This is a genomic window from Tropicimonas marinistellae, assembly GCF_001509585.1.
GTDB lineage: Bacteria > Pseudomonadota > Alphaproteobacteria > Rhodobacterales > Rhodobacteraceae > Tropicimonas > Tropicimonas marinistellae.
Genome location: NZ_LNCI01000004.1, coordinates 201,545 through 222,549, shown reverse-complemented (window position 1 = coordinate 222,549; position 21,005 = coordinate 201,545). Strand labels below are relative to the sequence as shown.

Annotated in this window: 17 protein-coding genes; 9 read left to right on the top strand and 8 right to left on the bottom strand. The window is 61.4% G+C overall.

Annotated elements, in window-relative coordinates; all coding sequences use genetic code 11:
- Nucleotides 1-3: 3 nt before the first annotated feature.
- The 4 genes from ARC39_RS09885 to ARC39_RS09865 all read left to right on the top strand — a co-directional run bounded on the left by ARC39_RS09885 (nucleotide 4) and on the right by ARC39_RS09865 (nucleotide 3,646).
- Nucleotides 4-351 (top strand): glycoside hydrolase 64/thaumatin family protein, encoded by a 348-nt coding sequence (locus tag ARC39_RS09885; RefSeq protein ID WP_068114444.1) that lies wholly within the window; start codon nucleotides 4-6, stop codon nucleotides 349-351.
- Nucleotides 348-740 (top strand): DUF6497 family protein, encoded by a 393-nt coding sequence (locus ARC39_RS09880; RefSeq protein ID WP_068113797.1) that lies wholly within the window; start codon nucleotides 348-350, stop codon nucleotides 738-740. Before ARC39_RS09885 ends, ARC39_RS09880 begins: the two co-directional genes overlap by 4 nt.
- A gap of 52 nt (nucleotides 741-792) precedes the next feature.
- Nucleotides 793-1,215: a hypothetical protein gene (locus ARC39_RS09875; RefSeq protein ID WP_068113795.1), complete on the top strand. Its 423-nt coding sequence runs from the start codon at nucleotides 793-795 to the stop codon at nucleotides 1,213-1,215.
- A gap of 430 nt (nucleotides 1,216-1,645) precedes the next feature.
- The gene (locus ARC39_RS09865; protein WP_068113789.1) at nucleotides 1,646-3,646 is read left to right on the top strand and encodes an acetyl-CoA carboxylase biotin carboxylase subunit; all 2,001 of its coding nucleotides are present in this window, start codon (nucleotides 1,646-1,648) and stop codon (nucleotides 3,644-3,646) included.
- Between the two features lie 246 nt (nucleotides 3,647-3,892).
- Here the strand turns inward: ARC39_RS09865 and ARC39_RS09860 are convergent, their stop codons facing one another.
- On the bottom strand, nucleotides 3,893-4,393 hold the full coding sequence (locus tag ARC39_RS09860) for a DUF4174 domain-containing protein (protein ID WP_438273260.1): 501 nt from the start codon (nucleotides 4,391-4,393) through the stop codon (nucleotides 3,893-3,895).
- Between the two features lie 655 nt (nucleotides 4,394-5,048).
- Here ARC39_RS09860 and scpA point away from each other — a divergent pair.
- The 4 genes from scpA to ARC39_RS09840 all read left to right on the top strand — a co-directional run bounded on the left by scpA (nucleotide 5,049) and on the right by ARC39_RS09840 (nucleotide 9,616).
- A complete protein-coding gene (gene scpA / locus ARC39_RS09855; RefSeq protein ID WP_068113786.1) occupies nucleotides 5,049-7,196 on the top strand; it encodes a methylmalonyl-CoA mutase in 2,148 nt (715 codons plus the stop codon).
- A gap of 143 nt (nucleotides 7,197-7,339) precedes the next feature.
- Nucleotides 7,340-8,011 carry a TerB family tellurite resistance protein gene (locus tag ARC39_RS09850; RefSeq protein ID WP_068113783.1) on the top strand — a complete coding sequence of 224 codons (672 nt, stop codon included), beginning with the start codon at nucleotides 7,340-7,342 and terminating at the stop codon, nucleotides 8,009-8,011.
- A gap of 174 nt (nucleotides 8,012-8,185) precedes the next feature.
- Complete coding sequence (locus tag ARC39_RS09845) at nucleotides 8,186-9,217, top strand: endonuclease/exonuclease/phosphatase family protein (RefSeq protein WP_068113780.1); 1,032 nt, start codon at nucleotides 8,186-8,188, stop codon at nucleotides 9,215-9,217.
- A gap of 36 nt (nucleotides 9,218-9,253) precedes the next feature.
- Nucleotides 9,254-9,616 carry a hypothetical protein gene (locus tag ARC39_RS09840; protein ID WP_236545216.1) on the top strand — a complete coding sequence of 121 codons (363 nt, stop codon included), beginning with the start codon at nucleotides 9,254-9,256 and terminating at the stop codon, nucleotides 9,614-9,616.
- Here ARC39_RS09840 and ARC39_RS09835 read toward each other — a convergent pair.
- The 4 genes from ARC39_RS09835 to ARC39_RS09820 all read right to left on the bottom strand — a co-directional run bounded on the left by ARC39_RS09835 (nucleotide 9,613) and on the right by ARC39_RS09820 (nucleotide 15,268).
- Nucleotides 9,613-11,178, bottom strand: coding sequence for a Ppx/GppA family phosphatase (locus ARC39_RS09835; RefSeq protein WP_068113777.1), 1,566 nt, complete (start codon nucleotides 11,176-11,178; stop codon nucleotides 9,613-9,615). The two genes, ARC39_RS09840 and ARC39_RS09835, sit on opposite strands and share 4 nt — an antisense overlap.
- A gap of 52 nt (nucleotides 11,179-11,230) precedes the next feature.
- On the bottom strand, nucleotides 11,231-13,405 hold the full coding sequence (locus ARC39_RS09830; protein WP_068114438.1) for an RNA degradosome polyphosphate kinase: 2,175 nt from the start codon (nucleotides 13,403-13,405) through the stop codon (nucleotides 11,231-11,233).
- 79 nt (nucleotides 13,406-13,484) lie between these two features.
- Complete coding sequence (locus tag ARC39_RS09825) at nucleotides 13,485-14,159, bottom strand: P-loop NTPase family protein (RefSeq protein ID WP_068113774.1); 675 nt, start codon at nucleotides 14,157-14,159, stop codon at nucleotides 13,485-13,487.
- Nucleotides 14,159-15,268 carry an AI-2E family transporter gene (locus ARC39_RS09820; protein WP_068113772.1) on the bottom strand — a complete coding sequence of 370 codons (1,110 nt, stop codon included), beginning with the start codon at nucleotides 15,266-15,268 and terminating at the stop codon, nucleotides 14,159-14,161. The genes ARC39_RS09825 and ARC39_RS09820 overlap by 1 nt, the downstream gene beginning before the upstream one ends.
- A 173-nt stretch (nucleotides 15,269-15,441) precedes the next feature.
- Here ARC39_RS09820 and proS point away from each other — a divergent pair, with 173 nt between their 5' ends.
- Nucleotides 15,442-16,782, top strand: coding sequence for a proline--tRNA ligase (gene proS, locus ARC39_RS09815; RefSeq protein ID WP_068113769.1), 1,341 nt, complete (start codon nucleotides 15,442-15,444; stop codon nucleotides 16,780-16,782).
- A 114-nt stretch (nucleotides 16,783-16,896) separates the two neighbouring features.
- Here proS and ARC39_RS09810 read toward each other — a convergent pair whose 3' ends face one another.
- Genes ARC39_RS09810 through ARC39_RS09800 form a run of 3 tightly spaced genes read right to left on the bottom strand, consistent with a single transcriptional unit; the run spans nucleotide 16,897 to nucleotide 20,983 of the window.
- Entirely contained in the window at nucleotides 16,897-18,201 is a 1,305-nt protein-coding gene (locus tag ARC39_RS09810) for an NAD(P)/FAD-dependent oxidoreductase (RefSeq protein WP_068113766.1), read from the bottom strand.
- Between the two features lie 6 nt (nucleotides 18,202-18,207).
- Nucleotides 18,208-19,599: an aspartate aminotransferase family protein gene (locus tag ARC39_RS09805; protein ID WP_068113763.1), complete on the bottom strand. Its 1,392-nt coding sequence runs from the start codon at nucleotides 19,597-19,599 to the stop codon at nucleotides 18,208-18,210.
- 13 nt (nucleotides 19,600-19,612) lie between these two features.
- Nucleotides 19,613-20,983, bottom strand: a complete 1,371-nt coding sequence (locus ARC39_RS09800) for a glutamine synthetase family protein (protein WP_068113759.1) — start codon at nucleotides 20,981-20,983, stop codon at nucleotides 19,613-19,615.
- Between the last annotated feature and the right edge of the window lie 22 nt (nucleotides 20,984-21,005).

Sequence of the window (21,005 nt, the reverse complement as noted above, 5' to 3'; positions counted from 1 at the left end):
GAGATGAGGCGTGACCCCTGGCACATTGTGCGGAACGGAGATGTCCTGACGCTTGCACGGCATCTGCCGCCCCGGTTCGATGTCGTGGCCGAAACCCGCATGCCGCGTGCCTCGCGCGGGCGTCTGGCCAGTCAGATCCGGCAGGACGTGTGGCGTTCATTGCAGGGGCAGAAGGGGTTTTCGCCTGTGATCGAGGTTCGTTCCGATGGAGAGGGGCTTTCTGTGCGCGCAGGAGGGCGCGTGAGCGTACATTCCTTCAATCGCGCCAGTCTGGAGGCTCGGATTGCGGCGGTGCTCGAGGACCCAAAACGCCGTTCGCGCTGGCTTCGTTGCGCCGGGAGGATGGCATGAGGCGGATCTTTCTTGCGTCCCCGTTGGCTATCGCGATGACTGCCCAGATTGTGGCCGCGCAGGAAGTGACTCTACCGTCCGGTCTGACAGTCACCTATCTCGACCGCATCGTGGAACGACAGGCGACTGGGGAGACATGGCTCACTCTGCGTTTCGTTACGCCACGGATCGACCGCCGATCCGGAGACCTCGGATATGAGGATGTCGCACTGGATCTTGATCGCCTGTGTGACAGCGAAGGATTGAATGCGGTGGCCGAGACGGGCGCGGTCGACCAGGTGATGATTGCATTGATGGACCGCGCATTGGAACGCGGAGCAACAGATCCCGACGCCACGATGTTTATCGGTGCCTACCTTCCGACGACGGAGGGGTGCGTATGGCAATAATGAACAATGGGGCAACGGCCGCGCGGACGGGTCAGACGATGGTGGAGGGGCTATGCTGAAGCATCGCGGGTTCCCAAGCCGGCTCACGGGGACCGATTTCCACTTCACATTGCGCCGTTCAAACAAGGGGGGCGCAACGCCCTTGGTCGCCCGAAAGCGCCATGCCGACCGTAAACCCGCCGACCGGCGGGCAGATGAAGCCTTTTTGCAAGCGTTGATGGAGTTCTTCGGGGATGCCCCCTTCGAACGAGGCAACCTCGATGCCGGTCGACTCAACTGGTTGTTCGAGCGTGAGGTCGTTCCGGCAGAAGACCCGTTTGATCCTGCATCCTACGAGGCCTTGCTCCGGGTCGACCTTGCGAGTGTGCAGGCGAATTACCCGCATGTTCTCGCGAAATTCGATATCGTCGATGATCCAGAACCGCCTGCGGAGCGGAGCGGCGGCGACGATGACAACGGGGAGACTTGGGCATGAACCTGCCGAGAGCTATTCGAATCCGGCGGGACTTGGCCCAAACCTCGCCCAGCGTTGACGAGAGCTTTGCACCGCGGCGTGATTGTTGCACGAAGGGTCGGAAAGCGACGCATCCCAGCACACCCGTCGCTTTTGGGATCTATCAAGGTACCCTTTCCAACTATGGGCGGTCGCGGCATTTGTATGCCCGGCCGCCTCTTTTCTTTCGAACAAAACCAATCGCATGGGCCGTCTCGTCGCATCACGAGGCTGAACCGCGTTTCCGCATTTGGCGCCGATCGGACGCGGCAGGCGATGCGTGCCGGACATTGGTTCTGCGACGCGGGCAAGCACGCGCCGGCCGATCTCGGCAATGCGGGATATCAAAACGATTTGAGGAATACAAAAGGGTTGCCCTGCAGCCCCAACAAGGAACCGGAAGGGGTGGAGAATGTTCAATAAGCTGCTGATCGCCAATCGCGGCGAGATTGCTTGCAGGGTCATCAAGAGCGCTCGCAAGATGGGTATCGAGACCGTGGCCGTCTATTCGGATGCGGACCGAAATGCGTTGCATGTGGAGATGGCAGACGAGGCCGTTCACATCGGACCACCGCCGGCGAACCAGTCCTACATCGTCATCGACAAGGTGATGGACGCGATCCGCCAGTCCGGGGCCGAAGCCGTGCATCCGGGATATGGGTTTCTTTCCGAGAACCCGAAGTTCGCCGAGGCGTTGGAAAAGGAAGGCGTGGCATTTGTGGGCCCGCCAGCGTCGGCCATCGTCTCCATGGGCGACAAGATCACCTCCAAGAAGATCGCGCAGGAAGCCGGCGTTTCCACCGTTCCTGGCTACATGGGACTGATCGAGGATGCAGATGAGGCGGTGAAGATCTCACAGCAGATCGGCTATCCTGTGATGATCAAGGCGTCGGCGGGCGGCGGCGGCAAGGGGATGCGGATCGCGTGGAATGACGAGGAGGCACGGGAGGGTTTTCAGTCTTCGAAGAACGAGGCTGCATCCTCCTTTGGTGACGACCGGATCTTCATCGAGAAGTTCGTCACCCAGCCGCGCCACATCGAGATCCAGGTGCTCGCCGACAAGCATGGCAACTGCATCTATCTGAACGAGCGTGAGTGTTCCATTCAGCGCCGAAACCAGAAAGTCATCGAAGAGGCGCCCAGCCCGTTTCTTGACCCGGACACCCGCAAGGCGATGGGTGAACAGGCCTGTGCATTGGCCCGGGCCGTTGACTACTGCTCTGCCGGCACGGTCGAATTCATCGTGGACGGGGAGAAGAATTTCTACTTCCTCGAAATGAACACGCGCCTACAGGTGGAGCACCCGGTCACAGAACTGATCACAGGCGTGGATCTCGTGGAACAGATGATCCGCGTTGCCAATGGCGAGCCGCTTTCCATCACCCAAGACGACGTGAAGATCCACGGATGGGCAATTGAAAGCAGGCTCTATGCCGAGGATCCCTATCGGAACTTCCTGCCCTCCATCGGCCGGCTGACGCGGTATCGCCCGCCGGCAGAAGTGTCCGCACCGGACAGGGGCGTGCGCAATGACACCGGGGTCTTCGAGGGTGGCGAGATCTCGATGTTCTACGACCCAATGATCGCCAAGCTTTGTACATGGGCGCCGGATCGCGATAGGGCCATTGAAACCATGCGCAATGCGCTCGACGGTTTCGAGGTGGAAGGAATCGGCCACAACCTTCCGTTCCTGTCGGCGGTAATGGACCACGAGCGTTTCATCTCCGGGAATATCACAACCGCTTTCATTGCAGAGGAATACCCCGACGGTTTCAATCACGTGCAACTGTCCGTCGAGGACCGTCAAATGGTCGCGGCGGTCGCCGCGGGCGCCTATCGCGTGGCGGAGATACGGCGCACCCGGATCTCCGGGACGATGGACAATCACAAGCGGAAGGTCGGTACCGAGTGGATCATTTCGATTGACGGGGAGGAAATCCCGGTGAATGTCGAGGCGCATCGAAAGGGCACCGACGTGATCTTCGAGGATGGCCGTCGTATCGCGATGCAGAGCGATTGGACACCCGGCGACAGCATCGCGCACGTGAAGATCGAGCATGTGATGCATTCGTTCAAGATGCAGAAGATAACCGCAGGCTATCGGATCCGCTATCGCGGGGCAGACATGAAGGTTCGTTGCTACACGCCACGCCAGGGCGAGTTGGCCCGCCTCATGCCCGAAAAACTCCCCCCCGATACCTCGAAGATGCTGCTGTGCCCGATGCCTGGCCTGGTGGTTAAGCTCGAAGTGACCGAGGGTCAGCAAGTGCAGGAGGGGCAAGCGCTCTGCACAATCGAGGCGATGAAGATGGAGAACATTCTGCGCGCCGAAAAGCAGGCTGTTGTTACCAAGGTCAACGCGGCACCGGGGGATAGCCTTGCGGTGGACGACGTCATCATGGAGTTCGAGTAGACCGGTGTTGTGCGTAGGAAGCAACGGCTCGAAAGGCGCGGCGCAACGCTATGCGCCGTTGGTTCCAAGTCGACCGCCACATGCGGTCGATGAATGGCCGTCCTTCATTGGGTGGTGCGGAACGTGACGGGGAGGGGGCTCTAGGTTGACCGGGGAATTGTCACATCCGTCGGGATGCGCGCAAACGTGGCGCAGCATACTCGCAGACCATTCAGTCCCGGCTGACCCATCGGCCCCGTTGACCAGTCAACCGGAGGTGCCGCTGCGCTCGCGGATTTCCTGTCGGCGCAGCGGCGTCTTATCGATGGAACGTGCAATTTCACGCGTCGACCACGGTGACGGCTTGCGAAGTTTAACCACGCCGTCCTTGTCGACCAGAACCAGTGCAAATCCACGTGGGCGGAGGTTGCGGCGCAGATCCGACCGAGCGTCGGGATCGGTATCGGTAACCACGACAACGTCCCGTTCGATCAGATCTCGCGGACGTTCTGTCAGCAACTGCATTTGCTGGACGTATCGCGGATCGGCGGGCGTGTCGGAAAACACCGCCAGTACCCGTTTCGTCCAGAGAAACGCGTCCAGATCGACGCTTTCGGCATCGATTATTTGTAGTCCTTCCGTGCTTGCGACCGCCAGATTCTGTTCCGGCACCGCCGCCGGATCGCTCGTTCCGTCCTGTGCCTGGACGGGTAGGGCGAATGCGAACGAAAGGATGGAAATCAAGCGGATCAGAGGTTTCCAGTGCAAGTCGGGCTCTCCTGATGTCGCTCAAGATATAGGGGTGCAGCGGGCAAAAGCTAAGGGAAAATCGCATCGCAATCGCGTATGGCCACGTCTTTCCGTGATCGTAACGTGCCTTGAGCAATGCCAGAAAGGCGATGTGTCGCTTATCTGCGACCTGCGGAATTCGACGGAGTCCGTACCGCATCCCGATGCGCATTGCGCAGATGGAGCGGCGCTGCGCCGCTTGCCGCCCGCCAGAGCGTTACCAGCCGATCGAAGCGATGGTCGAGGCGCTGTGGTCTGCGTGGATTGTTGCCGCGACGTTCGAGTTGGGTTGATTGCTTTCGGAGCGACAACTCGCCGCGATTTGGGGCGCCGGTTGCCCCTAGGTCTCACGTTGCACATGGCGGGAGTGCACGATTGGCATCGCCGGAGCCCTTCTCCGGAGCAATTCGGCGCGGTATTGTCGGACAACGTCGGGCTTTGTCCGTCTCCCTTCCGGTGGATGCCAATGGTCGATGGCAACCGTTCAGCGAGGCGTCGCGTGCGGCGCTGGTCTCGCAATACTCCGAAGATCTCGCCTGATTGCGCCTTGGCGCGAGCGGGCACGCAACCCTCATCGCGCGCGCGGAGATGAACGAACTGCGCCCGGTAGAAAGGACAGAAGGAAGCATATCCGATGACGGAAAAGTCGCTACCACAAGAGTGGGTTGAACTTGCCACGAAGGAACTCCGGGGAAAGCCACTGGAGAACCTGACGTGGGAGACCCTGGAAGGTATCAAGGTCAAGCCGCTCTACACGGCCGAAGACACGGCGGGACTGGACCAGACCATGGGGAGCCTTCCGGGATTCGAGCCTTTCACCCGCGGTGTGAAAGCCACGATGTATGCCGGCCGTCCTTGGACCATCCGTCAATATGCCGGTTTCTCGACGGCCGAGGAATCCAATGCCTTCTACCGCCGTGCGCTGGCGGCCGGTCAGCAGGGTGTTTCGGTCGCCTTCGACCTTGCCACGCACCGCGGCTACGATTCCGACCACCCGCGTGTGGAAGGGGACGTTGGAAAGGCCGGCGTGGCCATCGACAGTGTCGAAGACATGAAGATCCTCTTCGACGGCATCCCGCTCGACAAGGTCTCGGTCTCGATGACCATGAACGGCGCCGTGATCCCCGTTCTCGCCAACTTCATCGTCGTGGGCGAAGAGCAGGGCCATGACAAATCCGTGCTGGCCGGCACCATTCAGAATGACATTCTGAAGGAGTTCATGGTCCGCAACACCTATATCTACCCCCCCGATCCCTCGATCCGGATCATCGGCGACATCATCGAATACACCGCCAACGAGATGCCGAAATTCAACTCGATATCTATCTCGGGCTACCACATGCAGGAAGCCGGCGCGGATCTTGTACAGGAGCTCGCCTTCACCCTGGCCGATGGGCGCGAGTACGTCCGCACCGCGATCAAGGCCGGCATGGAAGTCGACAAGTTCGCGGGTCGTCTCAGCTTCTTCTTCTGCATGGGCATGAACTTCTTCATGGAGATCGCCAAGCTGCGCGCGGCGCGGACGATCTGGAGCCGTGTCATGACAGAACTCGGCGCAAAGAACCCGCGCTCCAAGATGCTGCGGACCCACTGCCAGACCTCCGGTGTGAGCCTCGCCGAGCAGGATCCGTACAACAACGTGATTCGCACCGCTTACGAGGCGATGTCGGCTGCGCTCGGCGGCACCCAGTCGTTGCACACGAATGCTCTCGACGAGGCCATCGCGTTGCCCACCGATTTCTCCGCCCGGATTGCCCGCAACACCCAGATCATCCTGCAGGAGGAAACGCAGGTGACCAAGGTCGTCGATCCGTTGGCGGGTTCCTACTATATCGAGAGCCTCACCGCCGAACTGGTCGACAAGGCTTGGGCGTTGATGGAAGAGGTCGAGGAGATGGGCGGAATGACCGCCGCCGTGAACTCGGGGATGCCTAAGCTCCGCATCGAGGAATCTGCCGCCAAACGGCAGTCGATGATTGACCGTGGCGAAGAGGTCATCGTCGGCGTCAACAAGTACAAGCTGCCCGAGGAAGCCGAGTTGGAGATTCTCGACGTCGACAACGTCGCCGTACGCAAGAGCCAGATCGCACGGCTCGAGAAGATGCGCGCCGACCGCGACGAAGCCGCATGCCAGGCGACGCTCGCGGAGCTCACGCGTCGTGCCGAGGAAGGCGGCAATCTGCTGGAGGCCGCGGTCGAATGCGCGCGCGCCCGCGCATCGGTTGGAGAGATCAGCATGGCGATGGAAAAGGTGTTCGGCCGCCACAAGGCCGAGATCAAGACGCTCGCTGGTGTCTACGGAGCAGCCTACGAGGGCGACGACGAGTTCTCCGCGATCCAGAAATCGGTCGAGGAATTCGCCGAGAAGGAAGGACGCCGTCCGCGGATGCTCGTGGTCAAGATGGGTCAGGACGGTCATGATCGCGGTGCAAAGGTGATCGCTACCGCCTTTGCCGACATCGGCTTCGATGTGGACGTCGGCCCGCTGTTCCAGACCCCGGAGGAAGCCGCGCAGGACGCGATCGACAACGACGTGCATATCGTCGGTATTTCGTCCCTCGCAGCAGGTCACAAAACACTCGCACCCCGATTGGTCGAAGCGCTTAAAGAGCAGGGTGCGGACGATATCGTGGTCATCTGTGGCGGCGTCATCCCGCACCAGGATTACGAGTATCTTTACAACGCCGGTGTGAAGGCGATTTTCGGACCGGGAACCAACATTCCGGCCGCGGCTCAGGAACTGATGCAACTGATTGGCACACCGCGCGACACAGCTGCATAGCGCTGGTCCAGCGACCGAGAGAAAGCGGCCGGTTTCCGGTCCAGAACCCGGCAAGGCGGCGCGAAACGCGCCGCCTTCTGCGCCTCCGGGGATGCTTCCATAAACCGCTGTCGGTGCCGCGGCTGCCGGGCTAGGGTGCGCCCATGTCGATCTGGAGTCGCATATCGGCCGCGCTTTCCGCGCTGGCCTCCGGAGAGCCTCTCTCGGAGGTGTTCGATCGCCTGCGCACACCGCCCGAACGCAGTGTTGCCTTCGCTATTGCGGTCATAGCCCTCGGTGCGAAGATCGCCAAGGCTGACGGGACAGTTACCCGAGACGAGGTGCGCGCATTCCGCGAGGTATTCATCATCCCGAAGGACGAGGAAGCCAATGCTGCACGCGTCTTCAACCTTGCAAGGCAGGACGTGGCGGGTTTCGATGTCTACGCCCGGCGAATAGCGACGCTGTTCGAAGATGGACACGACGTGTTACGCGACCTGATGGAAGGTCTCTTCCATATCGCGACTGCGGATGGGGAGTACCATACGGCCGAGAACGAAATGCTGCTGGAAGTGGCGACGATTTTCGGCCTCACGGATGCGGAGTTCCGCAGCCTTCGCGCGAGGTTCGTGCCGGATGCGGCACCTGATCCCTATGACGTTCTCGGAGTGACACGTGAAACGCCGATTGAGGATATTCGGCGCGCCTGGCATCGGGCGGTTCGCGACAGCCACCCCGACACAATGATCGCCCGTGGCGTTCCGGAGGAAGCCATTCGCCTCGCCGAGCAACGGCTGATCGCGGTCAACCGGGCGTGGGAGGAGATCTCAGCGTGAAGGCACTGGTCAGTTCCTGATGCGACGGGGCACCGTGAACGGAGGCGCATCTTCGAAGAACCGACGACGGGTGAGCGTTATTCGAGGCGGTGATTGACGTTGCCATGTGCGCGTTTGCTGGCAAGGTAGCCCGCGACCGACCGGGCATCCACGCCGGCGGAAAGGGCGGACCGTATGCGACTCGCGACGTACAATGTCGAATGGATGAACGCGCTCTTCGATGACGACGATCAACCGCTTGCCGATGCGGAATGGTCGGCGCGTTACAATGTCACCCGATCCGATCAACTTGAGGCGCTCGGGATCGTATTCACTGCCATGCAGGCAGATGCCGTCCTGATTGTCGAGGCACCGGATCACAGTCGGCGCCGCAGCACGGTGCGCGCGCTCGAGAATTTTGCGCAGACGTTCGAACTGCGCCAGCGTCGTGCCGTGGTAGGTTTTGCCAACCATACCGAACAGGAGATTGCACTCCTCTATGACCCCGACGTTCTGACCGCGGCGCACGATCCGATCGGTGATTTCGCCGGCAAGAAGGGCGCCGCGGACGCCCCGCGTTTTGATGGGTCGTTCCAGATCGATCTGGACATAGATGCGCGGCTCGATGTGGTCCGATTCTCGAAGCCGCCGCTGGAGTTGGCGATCACCTCTGCCAGCGGATTTGCAATAAGGATGATCGGTGTACACGTGAAGTCCAAGGCGCCACATGGCGCGCAGGACGAGAGTGACATCATGCGGCTTTCGATCGCCAACAGGCGCAAGCAGCTTGCACAGTGCATCTGGCTCCGTCAGCGGGTGGATGCGCACATGGCGGCCGGCGATCCGCTGGTAGTTCTGGGCGATTTCAATGACGGTCCCGGGTTGGATGACTACGAGAAACTGTTTGGCAGATCGGGTGTCGAAATCGTCCTTGGTCACGACCGGCCATCGCTTGAGCAACTTTTTGACCCGCACGCGCGCCATGGGCTCGCGGCCCGCACCGCGGCGCGCCCGGCGACTGCGCGTTTCTACAACGATGTGGAGAAGCGCTATTTCTCAGCGCTTCTGGACTTCGTGATGCTTTCCCCGAATCTGGTCGACCGAAACGCACGCTGGCGCATCTGGCATCCCTTCGACGACCCGGTTCTTTACCGCACCCCGGAGTTGCGGGACGCCCTGTTGACAGCCTCTGATCACTTCCCTGTGACGGTGGACATCGACGACTGAGCTTCCTTGGCCACCCACGGCGCGTATACTCGACGCATGATGATTCGCTGCACCGCGCTTGTCTTTTGCCTCTCGTTGGCCATTGTCCCCGTCCCAGCGACGGCGCAGGAGGGGGATGTGGAGGAAGGTGTCGATCTGATTGAAGAGGGGGCCAAATTGCTCCTGCGCGGCCTCACTGAGCAGATCGAACCATTGATGGACGATCTGGCAACAGAGATGGAGCCGAAACTCCGGGCCTTCGCGGAGGATTTCATGCCGATGTTGGAGGAATTCTCCGAGATGATCGGCGATCTGGACATGTACCACCCACCGGAGAAGCTGCCAAACGGCGATATCATCCTTCGCCGGAAAACGCCGCTTGAAGTCCCGGTGCCTGAAGAGGGCGAGGTGGAACTCTAGGTCGGCCCGGAGCGTGCCGATTTCCCATTTGTCATGGTAACGTTGGTTTCAACGCCGATGGCCCTCGCAAGGGAATCGAAGCGCGCGGCGGCGACCTCGCCATAGAGCGAGGCAGATGCCGGTGGAAGCCTGAGTTCAAGCGTCGCTTTCTTGGGGCGATAGCGAAAGCTACCCATTCCCTTGGGATTGGCAAACGAGAACATTGCGCCAAATCGCATGGCCTTGCCGAGAATTTCCGCTTCCCGAACCAGCTTCGGCTCCAGCATGTCCAGAAGCGGCGTGAACCGGTGTCCGGGGCGCGCGTTTCGGTAGCGGTGCGCCAGCGCCAGGCCGAGAAAAACACGCCCGACATGATCAATGCCGCCAAGGTTGCCCCGGGTTGCACTGTCGAAACAAATCTCCGCGCGATAATCCGGATGGGCGCGCCAGTTCACGTCGTGCAGCAGGCAGGCTGCCTTGATCCAACGCGAATTCGCGCGCGGTTGTCGAAACAGCGGGCTTACGAAATCGTAAAGAACCGGGCCGAAGCCGGGAAGTCGCGCCGAGGTCAGCTCGCTGTATCGTGCGGCCTCTATCAACGGATCGCGGGAGCGAATCCGGTGCGGCATCTGCTCATAGAGCAGACCTTCGCGAATACCGTATCCGGATGTGACAACTTCCCGGATGTGGAATGTCGCGAGCAACCGCCGCAACACCTCCCCTGCCATCGGAACGAGCGATATTCGCGCCGAGGAAAGGCGCGCGGTCTGGCGCAGTTGCTCAAGGTCCTGACCGGCGACCCAGTCCAGGGTTGCCCGGATCGATTTGGGTGTCATCCTGTAATCGTGCAGGACCGACAGGGGATAGTCCTTGCGCACCATGTCGAGCCGGGCGATCGCCCGCCAGGATCCACCGACAAGATAGAGTCTGTCGTGTTGCTCGATCCGCTCGGCAAGGTCCGCCAAGACCTGCTTGATCTCGCGATTGCGTGCCTTGGCGCCGCCCTTCATCGTCGTCAGGCGAAGGGGGCCGAGCGCAGTTGTCGCGCGCTCCCAGACCCGGCCACCTTGGATCCGTGCGAGTTCCATCGACGAGCCGCCGATGTCGCAGACAAGGCCTTCGCCCTCCGGCCACCCCAGTAAGACGCCCTGGGCGGAGAGCCGTGCCTCCTCCTCTCCGTCGATCACGTGAATCTTCTGACCGGTCTCACGCTCGACTTCCTGACAGAAATCCGGGCCATCGTCCGCAACCCGGACGGCCGCCGTCGCAACTGAGGTGAGGGGCGATATTCCCATACCTTCGGCAAGAGTCGCAAAACGCCTTATGGCGGCCAGCGCCCGTTCGCGTCCGCGCGGGTTGAGCGTATTTGTCTGATCGAGGCCAGCACCGAGCCCGGCCATCACCTTCTCGTTGTAGAAATAGGCGGGACTGCGCGCCGCGCCGTCGAAGACAACCATGCGAACGGAGTTCGACCCCACGTCGAGAACGCCGACCCGGGAAAGCGCGCGCGCCGCCGGGTCCGCGAAGATTGGCCTGTCGAAGGGGTCCCAGTCACCGTTGGGTTCGGGTATCCCATCGTCCATGTCCGTCTCCAGTCTCCTGCCACAAGACAATGAACAGGGGTGGCGACGAAGGTCAATCCTTGCTGTGGGTCAGTTCCGGCACGTCTGCAGCCCCTGCAGTTCCGCGTCCCGAAAGTGAGGGGTTCTCAAGGAAGAATCGGTGACAGCTGAACCCTCTGTCATCTTCTCCGACCGGGTGACGGGTGAACGACCCATCCGCGTTGAGTACCCAACTCTGAGATTCATCAGCCATGTTGGCGGCCATGATTTGGCTGACGATCTGTGCCTTGACGGTGGGGTTATGGGTTTCCACCAGGGTTTCGACGCGCCGGTTCAGATTGCGCCCCATCCAATCGGCCGAGGAGATGAAAACGCGCGCACGCTTGCTCGGCAGTCCGGCGCCGTTTCCGAAACAAACGATGCGGGAATGCTCCAGAAATCGCCCCACGATACTCTTGACGCGGATGTTCTCGCTGAGCCCCTTTATGCCGGGGCGCAGTCCGCAGATGCCGCGGATCACGAGGTTGATCCTCACGCCCGCACGGGAGGCATCGTAGAGTGCATCAATTACCTCAGCCTCGATAAGCGAGTTCATCTTTGCCCAGATCTCGGCCGGCTTGCCTGCACGTGCGAGCTCCGCTTCTCGGGCGATGAGTTCCAGCAGTCGCGGTTTGAGCGAATGCGGCGAGATGGCGATGTTTTCCAGAACCTTGGGTTGCGCGTATCCCGACAGGTAGTTGAATACCTTGGTTGCATCCCGCCCGAGCGCGTCATCGCAAGTGAAGAAGCTGAGGTCCGTGTAGATCTTCGCGGTGATCGGGTGGTAATTCCCGGTCCCGTAGTGGGTGTAGGTCACCAGCCGCTCGCCCTCGCGCCGGACAACCGTGCTGATCTTTGCGTGGGTCTTGTAGTTGGTGAACCCGTAAACGACATGAGCTCCAGCGCGCTCCAACTTGCGCGACTGCTGGATATTCGCGGCCTCGTCGAACCGCGCCTTGAGTTCCACGAGGGCCGTCACGGACTTGCCGTCCTCTGCCGCGTCGCAGAGCGCGGAGACGATGGGCGAGTCCTTCGACGTACGATAGAGCGTCTGCTTGATGGCGAGCACATTGGGGTCGTGCGCGGCCTGAGCGAGAAACCGAACCACCATGTCGAAGGTCTCATAGGGGTGGTGTAGTAGCATGTCCTTTTGCCGGATGGCCGCGAACATGTCGCCGTCGTGGTCCTGTACGCGTTCGGGCACGCGCGGTGTGAAACTGGGCCAGAGCAGGTCCGGCCGGTCGTCAATCACCAATTCCTTCAGGTCGGCCAGGCCAAGCAGCCCCTTGACCTCGACCGTCTCCGCCTCGCCAATGGCCAGTTCTTCCATGATCGTGTCGCGCAGCGGTGCCGGAGCACCGGCGCTGATCTTCATGCGGATAACTTCGCCACGACGGCGCCGTTTCAGGGCGACCTCGAATTCGCGGACGAGGTCTTCGGCTTCCTCCTCGACCTCGAGATCGCTGTCGCGCAAGACGCGGAAGGCGCAATGCCCGTCGAGCCGGTATCCCGGGAAGAGCGAGCCGAGATGCAGGATCAGCAGGTCTTCGAGCGGCAGGAGACGATACTCCTGAGGCTCACTCGGCAGGCGCACGAAGCGGTCGATCTGCGCCGGGATCGGCAGCAGCGCCTGACGGTTCACACCGTCGGATTCACGGGTGAGTTGGAGCGCGAGGCAAAACCCGGTGTTCGGGATGAACGGGAACGGGTGGGCCGGATCGATGGCCAATGGCGACAAAACCGGGAAAACCTGTGCAAGGAAGTGCTCTTTCAGATGCTCCTTGTCCGCGGCGGTCAGCTTGGAGTGAGTCAGCAGCCGTATTCCCTCGGCTTCAAGTTCGCGCTTCAGTCGATTCCAAGTGGTCTGCTGTTCCAGAAGCAATCCGCGCGCGTTCTCGTTGATTTCCTTGAGTTGCTCGCCCGGCGTGAGCCCGTCCGCGGCGGGTGTCATGTGACCTTCGCGCTGTAACTCGCGCAAGCCCGCCACGCGGACGGTATAGAACTCGTCGAGATTGGTGGCCGAGATCGAGACGAATCGCACGCGTTCCAGCAGCGGTACCTTGGGGTTCGTTGCCTCTTCCAGCACCCTCCAGTTGAAAGCCAGCCATGATAACTCCCGATTGAAGAAGCGCTTCGGACCCGTGATGTGGGCTGCCGGAAGTTCGATGGGCTCGGGAAACGGTGCTTTCAGGAAATCAGCTTGGGTCATGGAACCTTCTGCGGGCTTGAGGCGGTATTCACAGCACGCATTGCCCGAAATCGGCCCTTCGGACATCGGCTGCCAGCATCTATTTATTCTGGTCCCGCAATCGCTCCAAGACCTCACTCGCGAGTTTCGGTCCAATCGGCCGTCCGGTCCCGAGCGCAACGGCGTCGAGCGCATGAACAAATTCTCCAGCGGCAGCGAATGAACGGTCCATGCGACTGACAAGCCAGGGGAGCAGGCTGGGCGGCGGGACGAGTTGTCGGTCGGTGAACAACTTCAGCAAGACGGCCTGCAAGAGCTGATCGTCCGGCGGGTCGAGCCGGGCGATTGGCGTCCCGCGAATACGGCTTGCCAGATCTGGCAAGGTAAACGGCCAGAGCGCCGGCGGACCATTCCCGGTGAGGAGCAGGTGCCCCCCTTCTGCCAGCACGAGGTTGTGCCAATGAAACAGAGCTGTTTCCGCTTGTGTGTCACCCGCGATGTCCTGCACGTCCTCCACCGCGAGATTTCCCGGCGCTGGAGGAATGCCGACGAGCGCGCGCGCGGCGTATACCCGCGCTCCGGCAGCGCTCGACCAGACCCGCGCGAGATGGCTTTTGCCGGAACCTTCCGGACCGATGAGCGCCAGTTTCCGGGCGGGCCATTCCTGCCAGCGGTCGATCTCCGCTACCGCGAGCGCGTTGGCTGGCGCCACGAAAAAATCCTCGCGACCAGTGGCGGCGCGCACCGGCAATTCGAAGGCGAGTTGTTCGGCCATCAGAGATCGTCAGTCCCGCGCAGCTGCTCTGCCACCTCCCTGGCATCGCGTTTGAGGGCCTGTTGCCCCTGGTAGAGCTGGCCTTCCATGTATTGACCCGTGACGAAGCGAACGATGACACCGATCACTGCGGCAACCGGTACGGCGACAAGCATGCCCACGAATCCGAAAAGGGAGCCGAACACCGACAGCGCGAGAAGCAGCCAGACGGGGTGCAGGCCCACAGAGCTTCCGACCAGATTGGGCGTCAGCACGTTGCCCTCCAGGAACTGACCGGAGAAGAAGATTGCCGCGACAAGGCCGATCATCGTCCAGTCACCCCAGAACTGGAACATCGCGAGACCAATGGCCAGCACGCCACCGACCATGGCACCGATGTAGGGGATAAAGGTCAGGAGGCCCGCAAGCGCGCCGACGACGAGGCCGAAGTCGAGGCCGACGAGCGCAAGCCCGATGCAATAGTAGATACCCAGCAGCAGGCATACGGTGCCCTGACCACGCACGAAGCCTGAGAGCGTGGCGTCGATGTCCCGGGCGATTTGCCGGATGACCGGTGCGTGATCTCGCGGCAGCAACTCGTCGATGCGTCCCACAAGCCTGTCCCAGTCGAGCAGCAGGTAAAAGCTGACCACCGGGACGATCACAAGAAGCATGACGATATTGACGATTCCGCTGACCGACCCCATCGCGCCTTCCAACAGTTCCGCTCCGCGAGACGAGATCATCGATCCCAGCGACGCCAGCGATTTGCGGATCGTGGAATCGGCGTCCACCAGCGATGGAAACCGTGCGGTCAGGAAATTCTGCAGGTCGCGGGCGAGATCGGGGATCGCGGCAAACAGATTGGCGGTCTGCTCGACCAAAGTGGGGATCACCAGCAGGATGGCCACAACAAATACCACCAGACCGGCGACGGTAATGATCGACACCGACGCGGCGCGCGAGAGGCCGTGTTTCTCAAACCAGTCTGCAATCGGATCGAGGAGGTAGGCTATGCCGGCGCCCAGAACAAACGGCAGGATCACGTCGCCGAGCAGCCACATCAAGCCAAGGAACGCCACGGCGACGGCGCTCCAGATCTTCATCTGGGTCTTGACTGGTAGCGACATGGCGTCTCCTTTCGCCCCCGGGGTTTCGCCCAGCCGGACCGACATTACAAGCCGGTGCAACGCCGTCCGGCAGATGTTTGGACCGAAATTGTCGCTGGGAAGGGCGCGCGGGGCTGGAACACCCCCCGGCCTTTCAAGTAACGGAGGACCGAACGTCACGAAGGAATCGACATATGCGCCTGAGCCGCTACTTCCTGCCCGTCCTGAAGGAAACGCCCGCGGACGCCCAGATCGTCAGCCATCGGCTGATGCTGCGCGCCGGCATGATCCGCCAGCAGGCGGCCGGTATCTATTCCTGGCTGCCGCTGGGTTACAAGGTGCTGCGGCGCATCGAACAGATCGTGCACGAGGAGCAACAGCGCGCCGGTCATATCCCGGTGCTGATGCCGACATTGCAGTCGGCCGACCTGTGGCGGGAGTCCGGCCGCTATGACGGCTACGGCGAGGAAATGCTGCGGATGCAGGACCGGCACGGCCGTGACATGCTCTTTTCGCCGACGGCCGAGGAAATGTTCACCGACACCTTCCGGGCCTATGTGAAATCCTACAAGGATCTGCCGCTGACGATCTACCAGATCCAGTGGAAGTTCCGCGACGAGATCCGTCCGCGGTTCGGTGTTATGCGCGGCCGCGAGTTCTTGATGAAGGACGGCTACAATTTTGACCTGACGAAGGAAGCCGCGCTGCACGCTTACAACCGCCACCTCGTGAGCTACCTGCGCACCTATGAGCGGATGGGGTTGCAGGCGATCCCGATGCGCGCCGAAAGCGGGCCCATCGGCGGCGACGACACCCACGAATTCCTGGTGCTGGCGGAGACCGGCGAGAGTGGGGTCTTCTACGACAGCGAGATCACAGAGCTGCGGTTCGGTGAGCGGGCGATCGACTACGATAGTGTTGAACAATGTCAGGCCGTGTTGGAAGAATTCACCTCCCGCTACGCCCGCACTGACGACACCCACGAGCAATCCGTGTTCGAGGCGCAGGTGCCCGAAGCGCGTCGCCGCGAGGCGCGCGGGATCGAAGTTGGCCAGATTTTCTATTTCGGCACCAAGTATTCGGAGCCGTTGGGAGCGACGGTTTCCGATGGTGAGGGCAATCAGGTGCCCGTGCATATGGGATCGCACGGGATCGGCGTCAGCCGTTTGCTCGGAGCTCTGATCGAGGCAAACCACGATGAGAACGGCATCATCTGGCCCGAAGGGGTTACGCCGTTCCACTGCGGTATCGTCAACCTACGGCAGGGCGACGCGGCGACCGATGCGGCCTGCGAGGATCTCTACAAGGCAATCACCGCCAAGGGGCTGGACCCGCTCTACGACGATCGCGACGAAAGGGCGGGCGCCAAGTTCGCCACGATGGACCTTATCGGCCTGCCGTGGCGGATCACGGTCGGGCCGCGCGGTTTGAAGTCCGGCGTTGTGGAATTGACGAGCCGTCGAAGTGGCGAAAGCGAAGAACTGGCGCCTGAGACCGTGGTTGACCGGCTGGCAGAGATCTACGCCTTGGGCTGACCATCGACTGCCCCCAGAAGGGGAGGGCGCCGCTGCGCGGCGGCGATTTCTCTCAAGAGAAATCGTGCCTCCGGCGGGGATATTTTTCGACAGAAGAAGGCTGCACTGCGCGCGCTAGAGCCGGTCGCGCAGTGAGTACCAAAGCATGGCGAGCACGAGTAGCGGACTGCGTAGCCGGGGTCCTCCGGGAAAACGCGGTGTGGGAACGCGTGCCATCATGTCGAAACGTTCGGCCTGGCCAGCGATGGTTTCCGCCGCGATCTGGCCGGCAAGCGTGGCCATTGCCAGCCCGTGGCCGGAGTAACCCGAGAAGCTGAGGATATTGCCTGCCAGCCGCTCGAAATGGGGCATCCGGTTCATCGTGATCGCAAGGGTTCCACCCCAGGCGTAGTCGAGCTTCACGCCCGCAAGCTGCGGAAAGATCTCCAGCATCGGTTTCGAGACGAGTTTCCGGATGTCGGCGGGAAATCGGTATCCGTAGCTTTCGCTGCCACCGAAGAGCAAGCGTCGGTCCTCCGAAAAACGGTAGTAATTGACGACAAACTTGCTGTCTCCGACGGCGTAGTCGCCACGGATGATTTCCGCTTGCGCGTCCGGCGTCAAAGGCTCGGTGGCAACGATGTAGTTGTTGATTGGCATGACGCGGGCGGCCACCTGGCTGTCGAGCCCGCCAAGATACCCGTTGCAAGCCAGCACGACGTGGCCGGCGACGATGGTCGCCGCATCGGTGCGGACGTTCGGCGGGTCTCCCTTATCCACCGCGGTCACTTTCGACCTCTCGAAAATGCGAACACCGGCGGCCTGGGCAATGCGCGCCAAGCCGAGTGCGAAGCGCAGCGGATCCAGATGACCGGCATTCGTGTCGAGGAAGCCACCGTGGTAGGCACTCGATCCTACCAGATGACGGATTTCCTCCCGGTCAAGCGCGCGCATATGGGGGTAGCCATAATCGTCTCGTAGCATGTCCACGTAGGCACTCGATTCCGGAACGAAGCGCGCCCGATGATCCGCGTGGATCAGGCCCGGGTGATAGGTGCAATCGGCCATCTCCGGGCGTCTGGTGAAATCGCGAACGATGTCGACAGATTGCAAAGAGATGTCCCAAAGTTTTCGAGCATCATCGAGCCCGAGGAGGCGTTCCAGGTCGTACCTGTCCATCCGCAGCCCGGGCCACACCTGCCCACCATTGCGCCCGGATGCGCCGAAGCCCACTCTCTGGGCGTCGAGCAGGATCACGTCGTAGCCGCGCTCTGCCAGATGAAGCGCGGTACTCAAGCCAGTATAGCCGGCCCCGACGACGCAGACATCACAGCGCAAATTGCCCTCGGCGACCGGAAAGGGTGGCAGAGGATTGGCCATGGCGGCGTAGTACGACCCGGGGTATTCCCCGGGCCGGTCATTCGCAGTTAGCAGGTCCATGGAGCGTTACCGGTAGATACCGTCTTCCTTGATCTTGGTCAGTGTGAGGTCGAGCGCCTGAACGGCGCGGTCGATCAAAACATCCACGTCCGATTTCGTCAGCACCAATGGTGGGGCGATGATCATCCGGTCTCCGACGTGGCGCATGACGAGGTTGCTGGAGAAGCAATGGTCGCGGCAGATAAAGCCCACGGTGCCCGCCGACGCGGCAAAAGGGGCTCGCGCGGCCTTGTCTGGCGTGAGTGCGATGGAAGCCATAAACCCGCGAATGACCGCCTCACCCACCAACGGGTGGTCCGCAAGTTGCTCCCATTTTTCTTTCAGGTAGGGGCCTGTGACCGTGGCCACGTTCTCCACCAGTTTTTCTTCTTCCAGGATGCGCAGGTTCTCCAGCGCCACGGCACAGGACACGGGATGACCGGAATAGGTATATCCGTGATTGAAATCGCCCGCCGCGGCCACGGTGTTGGCCACCTCGTCGCAGACGATGGACGCGCCGATGGGCGCGTAGCCGGAGGAAAGCCCCTTTGCCACCGTCATGATGTGGGGCCGGATGCCGAAGGTCAGGGAGCCGAACATCGCACCGGTCCGGCCAAAACCGCAAATCACTTCGTCCGCGATCAACAGAATCTCGTGCGCATCGCAGATTCGCTGAATCTCCGGCCAGTAGCTTTCCGGCGGGATGATGACGCCGCCTGCGCCTTGTATTGGCTCTGCAATGAAGGCCGCGACACGATCCTCGCCCAGTTCAGCGATCTTCTCTTCGAGTTCGCGCGCCCGCGCACGGCCGAACTCCTCCGGGCTCATCTCCCCGCCCTCTGCCCACCAGTTCGGCTGGCCGATATGGACGATGTCGGGGATCGGCAGGCCGCCCTGCGCGTGCATCCCCGTCATGCCGCCGAGGCTGGCGCCCGCCATGGTGGAGCCGTGGTAGGCGTTTTTCCGGCTGATGATCACCGTCTTTTCCGGCTTGCCCTTGGCCGCCCAGTAGTGCCGCACCAGACGCACATTCGTGTCGTTGGCGTCCGAACCACCTGAGGCGTAGAACACGTGGTTCAGATCGCCGGGAGCCAGCTCGGCCAGCTTGCGACTGAGCGCGATAACCGGCACGTGCGACGTTTGAAAGAACGTGTTGTAATACGGCAGTTCCTTCATCTGCCGCGCCGCGACTTCGGCGAGGCTGTCTCGGCCATAACCCACGTTCACGCACCAGAGCCCGGCCATGGCATCGAGGATCTCCTCCCCTTCGCTGTCGGTGAGCGTTACGCCACTGGCGCGGGTGATGATGCGGGCGCCCTTTGCGGCAAGATCGTCGCCGTCGGTGAAGGGATGCATGTGGTGGGCGGCATCCATTGCCTGCAACTCCGCTGTCGGCGGATGATTGGATATCATGTTCATGCGGGGTTCCTCTTTATGCGTTCAGCAGCAGGTGCTGGCGTTCCCAGGGCGAAATTTCCCTTTTGTATTCATCGTGTTCGGCGTGTTTTATGCCGGAGTAGATGTGACAGAAGTCGCGTCCCAGCAGGTCGCGCACCTCGTGGTCGTCATCGAAGAGGTCCAGCGCGGGAGCAAGCCCACCGGGCAGGTTGGTCTCGGTTTCGTAGACCTCGTGCAGGGCGATCTCGCGTGGCTCGACGCGGTTTACAATGCCGAGATAGCCACTGGCGAGGCTTGCGGCGATGGCGAGATACGGATTGCAATCAATCCCGATCACGCGGTTTTCGACCCGCCGGGCCTCCGGGTTGGAATTGGGAATACGAAGGCCGGTGGTGCGGTTGTCTTTGCCCCATTCGAGGTTTGTTGGCGCGCTCATCCCTTCTGAATAGAAGCGGCGAAAGGAATTCACATAGGGCGCGAGAAGGGGCACGACGGACATCAGATAATGTTGCGATCCGCCGATGAAATGCCGGAAGGCTTCGGTTTCGGATCCGTCGGACGCAGCGAAGATATTGCGGCCATCACGGTCCACCACGCTCTGGTGGATATGCATGGCGGAGCCCGGCTCGTCGCGCATCGGCTTGGCCATGAAAGTGGCGAAAACGCCGTTCTTCAGCGCGGCCTCGCGAATTGTGCGTTTGAAGTAGAAGACCTGGTCGGCCTGCCTTAGCGGGTCGCCATGCAAGAGGTTAATCTCGATCTGACCGGCACCGCCCTCTTGGATCACCGTGTCGATTTCCAGCCCTTGCGCTTCGGCGAAATCATAGATCGTGTCGATCACCTCGCCGTATTCGTCCACGGCGACCATGGAGTAGGCCTGTCGACTGGCGCCTTTGCGGCCGGTTCGACCCAGCGGCGGTTCGATCGGCTCATTCGGGTCGGTGTTGGGTTTCGTGAGATAGAATTCCAGCTCCGGTGCGACGACCGGGCGCCAGCCCTTGTCCGCATAAAACCCAAGAACGCGCTTTAGTACATTGCGTGGCGCGATGCCGAGAGGTTCACCGTCGCGCGTCTCCAGATCGCAGATCACCTGCAGCGTCGGGTCGTCTGCCCAGGGAACGGCGGTCGCGGTTGCCATATCCGGCCGGAGTACGATGTCTTTCTCCAGCCACTGATCCTCAATGTCCATGTCGACGTATTCGCCGGAGATGGTCTGATAGAAGAGGGAGATTGGCAGGAAGAACGTTTCCTCAGGGTTGAACTTGTGGCTGGGCATCGCCTTGCCACGCGACATGCCGACCGTGTCGGGGATGATAGCCTCGACCTCCTCCAGGCGCCGTTCGCCAAGGTAGTCGAGGAACGCTTCCGGCAAATGGCCGATCCAACTGTTCTTGTATCTCGACATGTCACGAGTGTCCTTCGGATGT

Bases quoted from the DNA above. Each gene is read 5' to 3' on its own strand.
- ARC39_RS09875 (WP_068113795.1), top strand. From the start codon at position 793: ATGCTGAAGCATCGCGGGTTCCCAAGCCGGCTCACGGGGACCGATTTC.
- scpA (WP_068113786.1), top strand. From the start codon at position 5,049: ATGACGGAAAAGTCGCTACCACAAGAGTGGGTTGAACTTGCCACGAAG.
- ARC39_RS09805 (WP_068113763.1), bottom strand. From the start codon at position 19,599: ATGAACATGATATCCAATCATCCGCCGACAGCGGAGTTGCAGGCAATG.
- ARC39_RS09880 (WP_068113797.1), top strand. From the start codon at position 348: ATGAGGCGGATCTTTCTTGCGTCCCCGTTGGCTATCGCGATGACTGCC.
- ARC39_RS09810 (WP_068113766.1), bottom strand. From the start codon at position 18,201: ATGGACCTGCTAACTGCGAATGACCGGCCCGGGGAATACCCCGGGTCG.
- ARC39_RS09820 (WP_068113772.1), bottom strand. From the start codon at position 15,268: ATGTCGCTACCAGTCAAGACCCAGATGAAGATCTGGAGCGCCGTCGCC.
- ARC39_RS09830 (WP_068114438.1), bottom strand. From the start codon at position 13,405: ATGACCCAAGCTGATTTCCTGAAAGCACCGTTTCCCGAGCCCATCGAA.
- ARC39_RS09865 (WP_068113789.1), top strand. From the start codon at position 1,646: ATGTTCAATAAGCTGCTGATCGCCAATCGCGGCGAGATTGCTTGCAGG.
- ARC39_RS09800 (WP_068113759.1), bottom strand. From the start codon at position 20,983: ATGTCGAGATACAAGAACAGTTGGATCGGCCATTTGCCGGAAGCGTTC.
- ARC39_RS09835 (WP_068113777.1), bottom strand. From the start codon at position 11,178: ATGGACGATGGGATACCCGAACCCAACGGTGACTGGGACCCCTTCGAC.
- ARC39_RS09850 (WP_068113783.1), top strand. From the start codon at position 7,340: ATGTCGATCTGGAGTCGCATATCGGCCGCGCTTTCCGCGCTGGCCTCC.
- ARC39_RS09845 (WP_068113780.1), top strand. From the start codon at position 8,186: ATGCGACTCGCGACGTACAATGTCGAATGGATGAACGCGCTCTTCGAT.
- ARC39_RS09885 (WP_068114444.1), top strand. From the start codon at position 4: ATGAGGCGTGACCCCTGGCACATTGTGCGGAACGGAGATGTCCTGACG.
- ARC39_RS09840 (WP_236545216.1), top strand. From the start codon at position 9,254: ATGATGATTCGCTGCACCGCGCTTGTCTTTTGCCTCTCGTTGGCCATT.
- ARC39_RS09825 (WP_068113774.1), bottom strand. From the start codon at position 14,159: ATGGCCGAACAACTCGCCTTCGAATTGCCGGTGCGCGCCGCCACTGGT.
- proS (WP_068113769.1), top strand. From the start codon at position 15,442: ATGCGCCTGAGCCGCTACTTCCTGCCCGTCCTGAAGGAAACGCCCGCG.